General features: G+C 49.3%; 13 protein-coding genes and 5 tRNA genes. 8 read left to right on the plus strand and 10 right to left on the minus strand.

Going from position 1 to position 13,833, the window contains the following annotated elements:
• Window positions 1-5: 5 nt before the first annotated feature.
• From WHS43_00210 to WHS43_00230, 5 genes are all read right to left on the minus strand, one after another.
• Window positions 6-78, minus strand: a tRNA-Thr gene (locus tag WHS43_00210).
• 13 nt (window positions 79-91) lie between these two features.
• Window positions 92-163, minus strand: a tRNA-Gly gene (locus tag WHS43_00215).
• Window positions 164-250, minus strand: a tRNA-Tyr gene (locus tag WHS43_00220).
• Window positions 251-259: 9 nt separating this feature from the next.
• Window positions 260-331: transfer RNA gene (locus WHS43_00225), tRNA-Thr, on the minus strand.
• A gap of 55 nt (window positions 332-386) precedes the next feature.
• A tRNA-Val gene (locus WHS43_00230) sits at window positions 387-459 on the minus strand.
• 162 nt (window positions 460-621) lie between these two features.
• On the opposite strand from WHS43_00230, the gene WHS43_00235 reads away from it, so the two are divergent.
• The 5 genes from WHS43_00235 to WHS43_00255 are packed head-to-tail and all read left to right on the plus strand — an operon-like array spanning window position 622 to window position 6,429.
• Window positions 622-1,560 (plus strand): TIGR01212 family radical SAM protein, encoded by a 939-nt coding sequence (locus tag WHS43_00235; protein MEJ5338069.1) that lies wholly within the window; start codon window positions 622-624, stop codon window positions 1,558-1,560.
• Window positions 1,557-2,759 (plus strand): cation diffusion facilitator family transporter, encoded by a 1,203-nt coding sequence (locus tag WHS43_00240; protein MEJ5338070.1) that lies wholly within the window; start codon window positions 1,557-1,559, stop codon window positions 2,757-2,759. The genes WHS43_00235 and WHS43_00240 overlap by 4 nt, the downstream gene beginning before the upstream one ends.
• Window positions 2,695-3,969: a dihydroorotase gene (locus WHS43_00245; protein MEJ5338071.1), complete on the plus strand. Its 1,275-nt coding sequence runs from the start codon at window positions 2,695-2,697 to the stop codon at window positions 3,967-3,969. Before WHS43_00240 ends, WHS43_00245 begins: the two co-directional genes overlap by 65 nt.
• Window positions 3,962-4,813: a prephenate dehydrogenase/arogenate dehydrogenase family protein gene (locus WHS43_00250; protein ID MEJ5338072.1), complete on the plus strand. Its 852-nt coding sequence runs from the start codon at window positions 3,962-3,964 to the stop codon at window positions 4,811-4,813. Before WHS43_00245 ends, WHS43_00250 begins: the two co-directional genes overlap by 8 nt.
• Before the next feature lie 35 nt (window positions 4,814-4,848).
• A complete protein-coding gene (locus WHS43_00255; protein ID MEJ5338073.1) occupies window positions 4,849-6,429 on the plus strand; it encodes an alkaline phosphatase D family protein in 1,581 nt (526 codons plus the stop codon).
• Here WHS43_00255 and WHS43_00260 read toward each other — a convergent pair.
• Together WHS43_00260 and WHS43_00265 are read right to left on the minus strand one after the other, a co-directional pair.
• Window positions 6,399-6,695, minus strand: coding sequence for a cupin domain-containing protein (locus tag WHS43_00260; GenBank protein MEJ5338074.1), 297 nt, complete (start codon window positions 6,693-6,695; stop codon window positions 6,399-6,401). The genes WHS43_00255 and WHS43_00260 overlap by 31 nt on opposite strands.
• A gap of 11 nt (window positions 6,696-6,706) precedes the next feature.
• Window positions 6,707-7,075 carry a HEAT repeat domain-containing protein gene (locus WHS43_00265; GenBank protein MEJ5338075.1) on the minus strand — a complete coding sequence of 123 codons (369 nt, stop codon included), beginning with the start codon at window positions 7,073-7,075 and terminating at the stop codon, window positions 6,707-6,709.
• 21 nt (window positions 7,076-7,096) lie between these two features.
• On the opposite strand from WHS43_00265, the gene serS reads away from it, so the two are divergent.
• The 3 genes from serS to WHS43_00280 are packed head-to-tail and all read left to right on the plus strand — an operon-like array spanning window position 7,097 to window position 12,146.
• Window positions 7,097-8,368, plus strand: coding sequence for a serine--tRNA ligase (serS, locus tag WHS43_00270; protein ID MEJ5338076.1), 1,272 nt, complete (start codon window positions 7,097-7,099; stop codon window positions 8,366-8,368).
• A 9-nt stretch (window positions 8,369-8,377) separates the two neighbouring features.
• Window positions 8,378-11,119 (plus strand): isoleucine--tRNA ligase, encoded by a 2,742-nt coding sequence (gene ileS / locus WHS43_00275; protein MEJ5338077.1) that lies wholly within the window; start codon window positions 8,378-8,380, stop codon window positions 11,117-11,119.
• Between the two features lie 25 nt (window positions 11,120-11,144).
• Complete coding sequence (locus tag WHS43_00280; protein MEJ5338078.1) at window positions 11,145-12,146, plus strand: bifunctional oligoribonuclease/PAP phosphatase NrnA; 1,002 nt, start codon at window positions 11,145-11,147, stop codon at window positions 12,144-12,146.
• Here the strand turns inward: WHS43_00280 and WHS43_00285 are convergent.
• From WHS43_00285 to WHS43_00295, 3 genes are read right to left on the minus strand one after another with little or no spacing between them, the layout of a single operon-like run.
• Window positions 12,114-12,833 (minus strand): YdcF family protein, encoded by a 720-nt coding sequence (locus WHS43_00285; protein ID MEJ5338079.1) that lies wholly within the window; start codon window positions 12,831-12,833, stop codon window positions 12,114-12,116. The genes WHS43_00280 and WHS43_00285 overlap by 33 nt on opposite strands.
• A complete protein-coding gene (locus WHS43_00290) occupies window positions 12,830-13,222 on the minus strand; it encodes a biopolymer transporter ExbD (protein MEJ5338080.1) in 393 nt (130 codons plus the stop codon). Before WHS43_00290 ends, WHS43_00285 begins: the two co-directional genes overlap by 4 nt.
• The gene (locus WHS43_00295) at window positions 13,219-13,833 is read right to left on the minus strand and encodes a MotA/TolQ/ExbB proton channel family protein (GenBank protein ID MEJ5338081.1); all 615 of its coding nucleotides are present in this window, start codon (window positions 13,831-13,833) and stop codon (window positions 13,219-13,221) included. The genes WHS43_00290 and WHS43_00295 overlap by 4 nt, the downstream gene beginning before the upstream one ends.

Below are 13,833 nucleotides of genomic sequence, written 5' to 3' on the forward strand. Positions count from 1 at the left end.
TATTAAGCCCAGGACCGGACTTGAACCGGCGACCTCACCCTTACCAAGGGTGTGCTCTGCCTACTGAGCTACCTGGGCGAGTTTAATAAAAAGCGGGCGATGGGACTCGAACCCACGGCCTGCTGCTTGGAAGGCAGCTGCTCTACCACTGAGCTACGCCCGCTGGTGGAGGGGGCAGGATTCGAACCTGCGTAGGGCGGAGCCCGGGGGATTTACAGTCCCCTGCCTTTGGCCGCTCGGCCACCCCTCCTGACCTCAGAGCTGGCGGTGGGGGTCGAACCCACGCCCGCGGGATTACAAATCCCGCGCTCTGCCACTGAGCTACGCCAGCTTAAGGGCAATATTATATCATACTACCTTCGGGACTTTCAGTCAAGAGAAGTGTATAGGCACGGGCGGACTTGAACCGCCGACCTCCTCCTTGTAAGGGAGGCGCTCTGCCAGCTGAGCTACGCGCCTTGGAGGTAAATAGTATAGCACAATCCTGGCAACAAGACTATAATATAACCAATGGACCGGATGCAGGCAATCACCATAGTAGTTAGCATCCTTGGAGGGCACGCGGTGATTCCGGGGATGGTAGCAGCACTGCTAAACGAGTGTATTGACAAAGAATAAGCCATGGTCACCACAGAAAGACTTTATTATTCACTCAAGGATTACCTGAAGGAAAAATATGGTAGAAGAGTTCAGAAGATAACCGTTGCTCTTCCCTTTACCTGTCCAAATATAGATGGCACCAAGGCGAGGGGTGGCTGCACCTACTGTTTTTCAGGCACCCGACCTGCACATCTTGAGCCTTATATACCCCTGCGCCAGCAGATAGAAGAGGGCATAAGGAGGGCAAAAAACAGATACGGAGAAAAAATCCTGTTTTTTATCTACTATCAGTCTTATTCCAACACTTACGGAGAGTATGAATACCTCAAATCCATATACGATACGGCTCTTGAGTTTGAAGAAGTAGTAGGGATAGATGTGGGCACAAGACCTGACTGTGCTCCCGAATGGGTGCTTGACCTTCTGGAGAGCTATTCAAACAGGGGGCTTGAGGTATGGGTGGAGTACGGGCTTCAGAGCGCCAACTTCAGGACCCTCAGGTTCATAAACAGAGCACATGGAGTTTCAGACTTTGTGGACGCAGTGCTCAGAACAAAAAGAAGAAACCTGAAAGTATGCGCTCACATAATCCTCGGGCTTCCCGGGGAAGACAGGGAGGATATGTTGGAGACAGGCAAGCTCCTTGCCAGCCTTCCCATAGACGGCGTGAAGATACACCCTCTGCACGTAATAAAGAACACCAGAATGGCGGAGCAGTATATGAGAGGCGAGTTTGAAGTCCTGAGCCTGCAGGAATACGCAGAGCGTGCCGCAGACATAATAGAGATACTTCCCCCTTCTGTGGTCATTCACAGGCTCACCGGTGAGGTAGAACCAGACAGGCTTATAGCACCGGACTACTGCACCTACGCAAAAAAGCAGGAAGTTATAAAGGCTATTGAGGAAGAGCTGAGGAGGCGAGAGAGCCATCAGGGGTGTAAAATAGCCTTTAACCGATGAAAAAGCATCACTGGGCTCTGATTTCTCTTACGGTTAATCTGCTGCAGGCATTTCTGAAGCTGGTAGCAGGGCTCTTCACAGGGAGTCTTTCCCTCATTGGAGAAGCTGTGCATTCTCTGTCTGACTCCTTCGCATCAGTGGTAGCCTTTGTTACCATAAAGCTCTCCGATAAAAAAACCAGTAAGTTCCCCTATGGTCTTTACAGACTTGAAAACATAGGCTCCATAGTGATAGCCTTCTTTCTGCTCCTGACAGCCTACGAGATGATAAGGAGGGCTATAGGGAAGGAGGTGGTTGTAAGGGAGGAGTATTTAGGATTTGGTCTTGGCGTGGTAGTCTTTTCTCTTTTCAGCTCACTGGCTCTATCGGTGCTGGAAAGAAGGGCAGGTAAAAGGCTCAACTCACCAACGCTTATAGCAGACTCCTATCATACCCTTACAGATGCCTTCGGTTCTTCTCTGGTGCTCATGAGCTTCCTTGGAGTTTACATGGGCTATCAACTGGACAGATACTTTGCCCTTGGTGTTGCCCTGCTTATCAGCTACACCGCCTTTAACATACTCTGGAGGGAGGTCTCTGTGCTTTTAGATGTTTCCGTGGATGAAAGGACCCTTGATAGAATAAGGCATGTTCTTCTCTCTTTTCCTGAGGTTAAGGAAATAAAGGGGCTCTTTGTGAGAAGTTCTGGTGGGAGGCTCTTTGCGGACCTTGTGCTTGTGCTGGAGGGTAGAGATTTTATAAGGATGCATCAGCTTGTTGACCACATAGAGGAAAGGCTCAAGGAGGAAATAAAGGAGTTAGATATGGTGTTTATTCACTACGAACCCACAGATGGTGAAGACCTGAGGATTGGTGTGCTTGTAGACGAGGGGGGCAGTATAAGTCAGAAGTTTGAAAAAGCTAAGGAGCTTCTCATTTTTGGTGGCTCTCCCGAAAGGATACGGGAACTGCCGGAGGATGAAAAAGTTCTCTCAGAGCTTATAAGGAGTAAAGGTCTGCTCGTGGTGGTATGCGGACATCATCCTGAGTCATCAACTGCAAAGGGCATACTTAGTCAGGGGGGCGTTTTTGTGTGGGAAACGGATGAGAAGAACCCATACAAAGCCCTGAAGGAGGTGGTTTATAATCTTTGTAATGTCCAGAATCCTGATAAAGAAGGCAAGGCTTATAGACCCCTCTCAGAAACTGGACAGCATTAAAGATATACTTATAGAAAAGGGAAGGATAAGGGCAATAGGGGATGACCTCTTTGAGCTTGAGGCTCAGGTTATAGAGGCAAAAGGGCTCATCGCATGCCCCGCTTTTGTGGACCTTCATGTGCATCTGAGAGACCCTGGTCAGGAATACAAGGAAGATTTAGAGAGCGGGATGAGATGTGCGGTAGCAGGTGGATTCACCACTCTGGTATGCATGCCCAACACGAAACCACCCATAGACTCACCTGAGGTCGTGGAATATGTAAGGAGAAAGTCTGAGGACATAGGGCTCTGTAGAGTTCTGCCTGCGGGTGCCATAACAAAGGGCAGAAGGGGACAGGAACTTGTGGACTTTTATGCCCTGAAAAGGGCTGGCTGTGTTGCCTTTACCGACGATGGTGCACCCCTCATGGACTCAGCCCTGATGGAAAGGGCTCTAAAGCTCACCGCACAGCTCGGGTCTTTTGTGATGAACCACTGTGAGGATGACAGGCTTGCATACGGACACATTAACGATGGATACGTTAGCTCCGTGCTGGGTCTATATTCAAGACCTGCGAGCGCAGAAGATGTGCTTGTGGCAAGGGACTGCATCCTTGCCTATCATACAGGGGGACATGTGCACATCCAGCATCTGAGTAGCAGGCTGGGTGTTGAAATAATAAGGCTATTTAAGGAAAAGGGAGTGAGGGTTACATGTGAAGTAAACCCCTATCATCTTATGTTTACGGAGGAGGAGCTCCTCAGGTCTTCTTCATACGCAAAGGTAAACCCACCTCTGAGAAGGGAAGAAGACAGAAGTGCTCTGATTGAAGGTCTGAAGGATGGCACAGTAGATTGTATAGCAACAGACCATGCACCCCATGCGGTATGGGAAAAAGGACAGTTAGAAAGTGCCATGCCTGGCATTATAGGGCTTCAGACCGCATTGCCTATGATGCTTGAGCTTGTAAGACAGGAAATCATCAACCTTTCAAAGCTGGTAGAGCTAATGTCCTGCAGACCTGCAAGAATACTTGGTCTTGAGGATTGCGGAAGTCTGAAGGAAGGCTCAAGGGCAAACCTGGTGCTTTTTGACCCAGAGATAGAATGGGTGCTAAACGATGAGACAAACCTCTCAAAGTCCAGAAACACGCCCATCTGGGGCAAAACACTCAGAGGGAAAGTGATATACACAATTTTTGAGGGCAGGATAGTTCATCAGGATGTTTAAAAGGGTTATGATAATCGGTGTTGGCTTTATGGGAGGCTCTTTTGCTCTTGCCTGCAGAGAGGCAACAGGCTGTGAGGTCTTTGGAGTGGACATAAAGCCGGAGGCGATAGAAAAGGGCAAAGAGCTGAGAGTGTTAGATAATGGCTCTACAGAGCTGGAAGCCATAAAAACCTATGAGCCAGAACTGGTGGTGCTGGCGACCCCTGTTAGGACATTCCTGCCCATAGCCGAAAGGCTGAAGGACCTCATAACCCCAGACTGTATAGTTTCTGACCTTGGCTCGGTGAAAGGTTCTCTGGTCTACAGGCTTGAGGAGATTCTGGGCAACAGGTTTGTGGGAGGGCATCCCATAGCGGGCACTGAAAAGGCAGGAGTGGAAAATGCACTCAGAGACCTCTTTAGAGGAAAAAGGCTTATACTCACGCCTACAGAAAGGACAGACCTTGAAGCCAAGGAAAAGATAAGGAATTTATGGACAGATATAGGCTCGGTGGTGGAGGAGATGGACCCACAGCTTCACGACTTTGTCTTTGGTGCAGTGTCGCACCTTCCCCATGCGGTGGCCTTTGCCCTCATGAACACCATAGAGAGGCTCAGCACGGAAATAGACCTTTTCAAATACCCCGGGGGCGGCTTCAAAGATTTTACCCGCATAGCGGCTTCAGACCCAATAATGTGGAGAGACATATTTATGGAAAATTCGCAGGAGGTTATGAAGGCTATAGAAGCTTTCACTTCCTCACTTCAAGAGCTGAGGAAACTCATTGAGAAGGGGAAGGAAATGGAGCTCACACAATACCTTCAGAGGGCAAGCATAAGAAGGAGGTCTTTAGAAGAAGCTTAACAGAAGTTTAACAGTCTGTCTGTAGAATTAAGACTGTGCTCACGAGAAGAAGTTTTCTTGAAAGTTGTTTTGCAAGTGTCCTACTCTTTCACATAAACAACCTCAGCTTTGCACAGGATGCAGAGGAAGTATTTCCCCAGGGAATTGCCAGCGGAGACCCCACACAGACGGGAGCTATACTCTGGACACGGGTAAACCCCGCCGTCCACAAGAAGATGAATAGAGACCTTATACTGCAGATATCGGAAGAGCCAGACTTCAAAAGAGCCTTTACTGGCAGGATTCCTGCGGGCTCTATAAATGTCGGCGACGACTTTACGGTGCGTATAGACCTTGATGGTAAGCTCCAGCCCGGAAAGACCTATTACTACAGGTTTATTTACGCAGATGTGCCCTCCATGGTGGGCAGGTTCAGAACCCTTCCAGAAAGGGCTGAGGAGTTCTCCCTTGCTTTCGTGGTATGCCAGAATTATGCGGATGGATACTACACTGCCTACAGGCATCTGGCACAGGAAGACGTGCACTTTGTGGTTCACCTTGGGGACTTTATCTACGAAAAAATATACGGACCGGCAAGGGTGCCCGGAAGAGACCTTCGCATGCCCTCGGGTGAAGACATATGCGTAAACCTTGAGGACTACAGGTATCTATACAGGACCTACCTTTCCGACCCAGACTTCAGGCTCGCCCGTGCCATGCACCCCTTTATAGCCACCTGGGATGACCACGAGTTTCTCAACGACCACTACTTTGACTATCATAGGGGCACATGGGGGTATTTTACAAAGCACCCCTTCGGTGGTGACAGGGAAAAGATACTGCGCCTGAGGCAGGAAGCCCTCAAGGCATGGCTTGAATACGTGCCAGCGAGGGTAAAGACTGACTTTGGAAACAGAGACCCCCTCTCATGGATTACCATATACAGGGACTTTGACCTCGGAGGTCTGGGGCATCTTATTGTGACAGACCTGCGAAGCTACAAAGATAGGCCCCCATGCGAGGGAAGGTTTGGAGTAGAAGGTTGCAGAGAACAGTTCAGGACCTCCATGCTGGGTGCGGACCAGAAAAGGTGGTTCTTCTCAAAACTGGCAGAAGGCAGTTATCGCTGGAAGGTATGGGCAAGCAGTGTTCAGCTTTCAAGGTCCATGACAGATGGAAGGTTTGGCTCGCTGGATGCGTGGGACGGATACGCCGGCGAGCGTCAGCAAGTGCTGGACTTTCTGAAAGAGAAGGGCATGCAGAACCTCATCGCCATAACGGGCGACAGGCACGCAAGCCTTGTGGCAGAAATTCCAGACAGCTACGAAAAACCCGAAAGGGTCTTAGGTGCAGAGTTTATGACGCCGGCGGTTTCCTCCATCAACGCTAACGAAGGAGGCTGGTGGAGAAGGAGCTGGAGCTACCCCTCCCTTGAGGACTTCCAGAGGGCTGAAATGGCTCAAAACCAGTGGATAAAGCACATCAACTCCATAAACTGCTGGGGCTACAGCGTGCTGACGCTTGGCAGAGAAAAGGCAGAATGCACCATATACTCGGTAAACAAATACAGAAGGGACGCAGATAAGAAGATAGACGCAAGATTTTTCTATAGTGGGGGATTACTTGAAAGAGCCTGAGCCTTCCTGCTCCCACACAAGTATCTCACACCTCTCTCTGTCTTTGCCCAGTGCCTTGTGCCGGCCTTTACCTCAAGGAGGTCTCCGGCCTTTAGATGGTAGACTCCCTCCTCCGTGCCGATGGTTATCTCTCCCTCCAGCACATAACGGACTTCATCCTCAGGGTGCGTATGCCAGTCGTAGAAGGTGCCCGGCGGGTCATACCAGACATAAAAACCTTCATAGCCCATGTTTCTGAGCCTTTCCTCTGCGGTTTTTATGTCCATGGTTGAAGATTTTAACCCAGAAGTTGCTCTATGTGTTTTTTCAGGATGTGATTGTTCTTTCTGTCTGCAAGCTCTTTCATACATTCAAGAGCTCCCTGTGCACCTATGGCATGAAGGGCGTTGAATATGGTCACAAGCTCATAGGTATCTTCGCTGTCTCTGGCAAGCTGGCACAGATGTTCAACCGCCTTCTCTACGCGTCTCCTGCCTATGAGCTCTATTACAAACATCCTTGTCTGTGTGATGGGGTTTTTCAGCCCAAGAATTAGCTTGTCGTCAAAATCCATGCTGTGAAAGCTCTCAAGGTCTGCACCACAGTTTGGGCACTTAAGGTCCTTCTCTGTGACCTCATGCCAGCAATAGGGACAGAACCACTTCACACCTATTAAAATATCCTTATCATGCTTGATATGGAGCTTATAAGAAAAAACCCAGAGCTCGTCAGAGAAAGGCTTGCATTAAGAGATAAAGAGCTTGCGGGTCTTGTGGACAGAGTCCTCGAGCTTGATGCACAGAGGAGAAGCATTCTCAGGGAGCTTGAGGATCTGAGGGCTACAAGGAACGCAAAGAGCAAAGAAATAGGTATGCTGAAAAAACAGGGGCAGGATACTTCACCACTTGAGGAAGAGGTAAAGAGGCTAAGAGAGAATATAGAGAAGAGGGAAGAGGAGCTCTCTGCAGTTGAGAGCCAGCTAAAAGACCTTATGCTTCGCATTCCAAACCTGCCTCACGAGAGCGTGCCCTATGGGGAAGATGAGAGTCAGAATGTGGAGGTCCGAAGATGGGGAAAGCCCAGAGAATTTTCCTTTGAGCCAAAGCCTCACTGGGAGATAGGTGAGAGGCTGGGAATCCTTGATTTTGAAAGGGCAAGCAAACTCTCTGGCAGTCGTTTTGTGGTCCTCAAGGGCTGGGGTGCAAAGTTAGAGAGAGCTCTCATAAACTTCATGCTTGACCTCCATTCAAGGAAGGGATACAGGGAGGTATTGCCCCCTCACCTTGTAAGACCAGAGATTCTACTTGGAACAGGTCAGCTTCCCAAGTTTGAAGAAGAGCTCTACAGGTGCGAAAGGGATGACCTTTACCTGATACCCACTGCCGAGGTGCCCCTTACAAACCTTTTCAGGGAAGAGATTCTTTCTGAAGAGGACCTACCCATATACATGGTCTCTTACACGCCATGCTACAGAAGAGAGGCTGGTGCCTACGGAAAAGACATAAGGGGAATCATAAGGCAACATCAGTTCAACAAGGTGGAGCTGGTGAAAATCGTAAAACCGGAGCATTCTTACGAAGAGCTGGAAAGACTCACCTCTGATGCGGAGGATGTTCTGCAAGCACTGGGACTCCCTTACAGAGTGGTCCTTCTGTGCACAGGAGACATGGGCTTTGCCTCAGCAAAAACCTACGATATAGAGGTATGGCTGCCCTCTCAGGGACGATACAGGGAAATATCTTCCTGCTCAAACTGTGAGGACTTTCAGGCGAGGAGGATGAACACACGCTACAGGGATATCAGTGGCAGGCTTCACTTTGTTCACACACTCAACGGCTCTGGGCTTGCGGTGGGGAGGACGCTGGTGGCAATCTTAGAAAACTACCAGCAGGAAGATGGGTCCGTGGTGGTGCCAGAAGCACTCAGAGATTACCTGAAGGCTGATGTTATAAGGCTATAATATAACACCATGCGAAACTACGCAGAAACGCTAAACCTTCCAAAAACAGACTTCCCCATGAAGGCAAACCTGCCAGAGAGAGAGCCTCAGATACTTCAGAAGTGGCAGGGGCTATACAGAAAGCTCAGGGAAAGAAACAGGGTAAAGCCCCTCTTTGTCCTTCACGACGGACCGCCCTATGCCAATGGACACATACACATAGGACACGCCCTCAACAAGGTATTGAAGGATGTTATCGTAAAATACAGGCTCCTTACGGGGTATGATGTGGACTTTGTGCCCGGATGGGATTGCCATGGGCTTCCAATAGAGCAGCAGGTGGAAAAGGAGCTAAAGGCTAAAAAGCTCACAAAGGAGGATATTGGAAAGGTTCAGTTCAGAAGGCTCTGCAGGGAGTATGCAAAGAGGTTTATAGAAGTTCAAAAGGAGGAGTTTATCCGCCTTGGCGTGCTCGCAGACTGGGAGAACCCCTACATAACCATGGACCCAACCTATCAGGCTCAGGAAGTTAGAGAGCTGGGAAGGGTCTTCCAGAGGGGCTTTGTAGTGAGGAGCAAAAAGCCTGTCTACTGGTGCATATACGACAAAACCGCAGAGGCAGAGGCTGAGGTAGAATACTACGAGAAGGAAGACCCCAGCATATATGTGAAGTTTCCCCTAAAAGACCAGCCAGACACATACCTTTTAATCTGGACCACCACCCCGTGGACACTGCCGGCAAACCTTGGAGTTATGGTGGGCGAGGAATACGACTATGTGTTCTTCAGTGTTGGAGAGGAAACCTATGTGCTTGCAAAGGCTCTGCTTGAAAGCCTCAAAAGCCTAACGGGCGTTGAGGGGGAGGTCATAAGGGAGGTAAAGGGCTCAGAGATAGTGGGTCTTGAGTATATTGCCCCCTACGGGGAAAGAGTGAACAGAACATACCCCTCCGAGTTTGTGGAGCTCTCCACTGGAACGGGTCTTGTCCACATGGCACCGGGACATGGTAGGGAAGACTACATGGTGGGTCTCAGATACGGACTTGAGCCCTTTGCACCCCTTGACGATGAAGGAAGGTTTACTGAGGAGGCTCCAGAGTTTATAAGGGGCATGAGGGTCTTTGAAGCAAACCCCCTCATAGTGGAGGACCTGCGCTCCAGAGGGCTTTTGCTGCACGAGGGCAGGATAAGGCACTCCTATCCCCACTGCTGGAGGTGCAAAAACCCCGTCATCTTCAGGGCAACGCCCCAGTGGTTTATAAGCATGACAGGATTGAGGGAAAAGAGCCTTGAAGAGATAGAGAAGGTTCAGTGGATACCCTCTTATGGCAGAAACAGGATAGCGTCAATGGTGGAAAATAGACCCGACTGGTGCATATCCCGTCAGAGGTTCTGGGGAGTGCCCATAACGGTTTTCTACTGCAAAAACTGCGGTCATGTGGTGGCAGAAAAAGAGGTCTTTGAAAGAGTCTCCAGCCTGATAGAGGGCTCCCCAGAGGGTGCAGACCTCTGGTTTGAAAAATCCCCGCATGAGCTTCTGCCAGAGGGATACACCTGTCCAGCCTGCGGCTCTAAAGAGTTCATAAAAGAGGAAGACATACTGGATGTGTGGTTTGACTCTGGCTCTTCCCATGCCCATGTGCTCAGAAAAAGGGGAATAGACAGGGCAGACCTCTACCTTGAGGGCTCAGACCAGCACAGGGGGTGGTTTCAGGCATCGCTTTTGGAGTCCGTTGCCAGCTACGGACATGCACCCTACAGGGCGGTTCTGACCCACGGCTTTGTGGTGGACGAAAAGGGCAGAAAGATGTCCAAGTCGCTGGGTAATGTGGTCTCCCCTCAGGAGGTCATATCCCAGTATGGTGCAGATATCCTCAGGCTCTGGGTAGTTTCCGAAGACTACACTGAAGATGTCAGGCTTGGAAAGGGTATAATTCAGAGGCTTGTGGAAGACTACAAAAAGATAAGAAACACTATAAGGTTTCTTCTGGGAAACCTCTACGATTTTGAATTGTCAAGGTCTATATCCTTTGATGAGCTCCACCACTTTGACCGCTGGATGCTCTCTTACCTGCAGAAGGTTCTTGAGGAAGTCCACAAGCACTACGAAAATTATGCCTTTCACAGGGTCTATCACCTCATAAGAAACTTCTGCTCTGTAGAGCTTTCCAGCCTCTACCTTGATGTGCTCAAAGACAGGCTTTATGTTTACGTACCCCAGAGCCCGGAAAGAAGGTCTGCCCAGACGGTGCTATACGCTCTGGCTGAAGCCCTGATAACTTCGGTGGCACCCTTCCTGAGCTTCACCGCAGAGGAGGTATGGGAGCATCTTAGAGGCATAAACCCGGAGCTTCCAGAAAGCGTCTTTATGCACCAGATACCCCAGCCAAGGAAAGAGCTGACCGATGAAAAACTCCTGAAAGACTACGAGTATCTCATAAAACTGAGGGAGGATGTGATGAAGACTATAGAGGTAGCCCGAAGGGAAAAGGCGGTGAACCATCCTTACGAGGCTCAGCTCTTTCTCTGGGGAGATGGGCTGGAAGTGGCAAGAGAGTATGAAGACTATCTCAAATACTTTTTCACAGTCAGCAGGGTTCACTTCTCCGAAGGTGGTCAGTATGTGCTGGAGGGCGAGTCCGTAAAAGGCGTAAAGGTGGGCGTGTCCCCTGCAGAAGGGAGGAAGTGCCCGAGGTGCTGGCTTTACTATCCTGAGGAGGAGTTTGAGGGAGAAGTATGCAGAAGATGTGCAGGGGTGCTTCAGGAGGTATAAATTTAGTATGTTTGGAGGTCTAATTATGATGAAGCAAAGCATACCTCTCATAGAGCTTTTAAAGGAAGAAGAGGGTCCAATCCTAATCGCAAGCCATGAAAATCCCGATGCGGATACTCTTGGCAGTGCTCTTGCTCTTTACATGTTTCTCAGGAAAAAGGGCAAAAGGGTTGTGGTAGGATGCAAGGATAGGGTGCCCCACTTCCTTGACTTTCTACCGGGTGCTGAGGAGGTGGTCAGGTTGCCGGTTAATGAGGTATTCAGTCTTGCTATAGTGGTGGATGCCAGCGGTTTCTACAGGGTTAACGCAGAAGTGAAGACTTTCAAAAGGGTAAGGATAGACCATCACGTGGGTGGAGAGTTCTATGGAGAGTATGATTACATAGACCCCGACGCACCATCCACCACAGCACTTATATACAGGTTAATCTGTGAATGGGACAGGTCTGCCATAGACAGAGATATGGCGGAAAACCTCTATGCCGGACTTGCAACAGATACTGGCTTTTTTAAATATTCCAACACAGACGCAGAAACCTTCCAGCTGGCTAAGGAGCTGGTGGAGCTGGGGGCTCAGCCCCACTGGACCTTTGTGAACTTTGCAGAAAGAGAAAGCTTAAACAAAATGAAACTTATATCAAAGGTGCTTGAAACTATGTCTCTTCACGAAGATGGGCTCGTGGCAGGCATAACCATCTTTGACAGGTTTTTCAGAGAAACGGGCTGTGAATACCCGGACAGTGAAGGGCTTGTAAACTATCCTAGGTCTCTGGAAGGGGTTGAAGTAGCCTACGCTATTATAGAAAAACCAGAGGAGGGCGTGTGGAAGGTGTCTCTCAGGTCAAAGGGTAGGGCAGATGTAGCAAAGATTGCGGAAGCCCTGGGCGGTGGAGGGCACAAATACGCCTCTGGATGCAAGATTCAGGCAGGTGGTTATCAGGAAGCTCTTGAGAAACTCCTGAAGGCTGTGAGAGAAGGCCTTGAGAGAGACGGTCTAATAAAACACGCTGTAAGCCAGACCGCCTAAGTGTTCCCTGAGAGCCTTGTAGCTGTCATTGAGAACACTCATGCGAGGGATGAAGCTGTAAAGATTATAAGTTTTATCTTGCTTGAAATCTGTAGGGTAGGGCACAACCTCCAGACCTGACCTTTTAAAAGTTTCAACAGCCCTCGGCATGTGATATGCGGATGTTATGAGGGCAACTCTTTCAAAACCTCTCCTCTTGCATATTTCCTTCACATACCTCGCATTTTCAAAGGTATCCCTGCTTCTGACTTCTGTGATTATGCTGTTTTTGTCCACTCCCAGCTCCTCAAGAACCTGTCTCATGACCTCCGCCTCAGGGAGCTTTCCTATGCTTGCACCACCTGAGAGTATGAGAGGGAGCCCATATTTTTTGTGAAGTATAAAGCCAGTTAGAAGCCTTTTCATGGAGTCCTCCTTGAGAATCCCCGTGTTATAGGCTCCGCCACCAAGAACTACCAGTGCATCAACCCTCAGACTCTCCGGAACAGGGTAGGCTTTCTCCAGAGGTCTGTAAAGCATATCTTTTACAGGCTCTACCGATAGCAAATACAGACTCAGAGCACCGAAGATTGCTATGAAATTCACAGATTTCCTCTTTGAAATCATGGCTATAAGAAAGAACATGAGAATAAATATGGCAGGTGGAAGAAGAAGAAAGCTCAGGAGCTTTTTCAGAAAAAAGCTCATCTCCCTGTCCGGACACCTATGAGCACATTTTCCACGCCAGCACCTTTACCCACATCCATGAGGGCAACCACAAACTTGTGTGGCACATCCTCATCAGCCTCCACCACAAGGGTCTTTGGCTTCTTTTCCTGAATATCCCTTTCTATATCTTTCAGGCTCATATCCCTCCCACCTACCTGATACCTGCCATCCCTGAGCACCTGAACCCTGAAAACCTCAAGGCTCAGCTTTTCACCCTCCTTTGCAAAGGGAAGCTTTACTGCAAGAAAGGTCACGGGCGACTGAAAGGCAATGACTGCAAGAAATAGAAAGACCGCAAGAAGCGTGTCCACAAGAGGGACAACATCTATGTATGCCCTTTCGTCGTAGCTCAGCCTTCTTCTTCTCATCTGAGTATCCTCAAAACCTCAAAGACTTCAGACTCAATCCTGTTAAGGATGCTGTTGCCCCATATCCTGAAGAGCCAGTAGGCAATCAATGCGGGTATGGCAACCGCAAGCCCTGTCGCCGCAGCCACAAGAGCCTCACTTATACCCTTTGAAAGCAAAACCATTGCCTGCTCGGGGTTTGCCGTGGCAAAGGCTGAAAAAACCTTTATGAGTCCAGTAATGGTCCCAAACAGACCTATCAGGGGGGCAACGCTTGCCACGGTGGACAGCAGAGGAAGATTCTTCTCCAGCTTTGGCACGAGCAGTGAGAGCTCAAGGTCAAGGCTTTTTATCATATCCTCCCTGCCAGCCTTGCCTTCTCTGTAATTCTGCAGCATTTCTTTGAGCATGCCTGCGGTATGGGAGCTGTCAGTGGAAAGCAGTTTTATGGCCCCCTCTATGTCCCCACTTGCGATAAGAGGCTTCAGGTCCCTTACAGTCCTGCTTATGTAGTTGGAGGCACGGAGATGAAATATGCGTTCCACTATCACAGCCCAGGAAAGCACTGAAAGAAATAGCAAAGGATACATGGCAAGTCCGCCTTTCTGCAATAGCTCAAAAAGTCCTTCCAT

Source organism: Aquificaceae bacterium (assembly GCA_037481935.1).
Taxonomy (GTDB): domain Bacteria; phylum Aquificota; class Aquificia; order Aquificales; family Aquificaceae; genus Pampinifervens.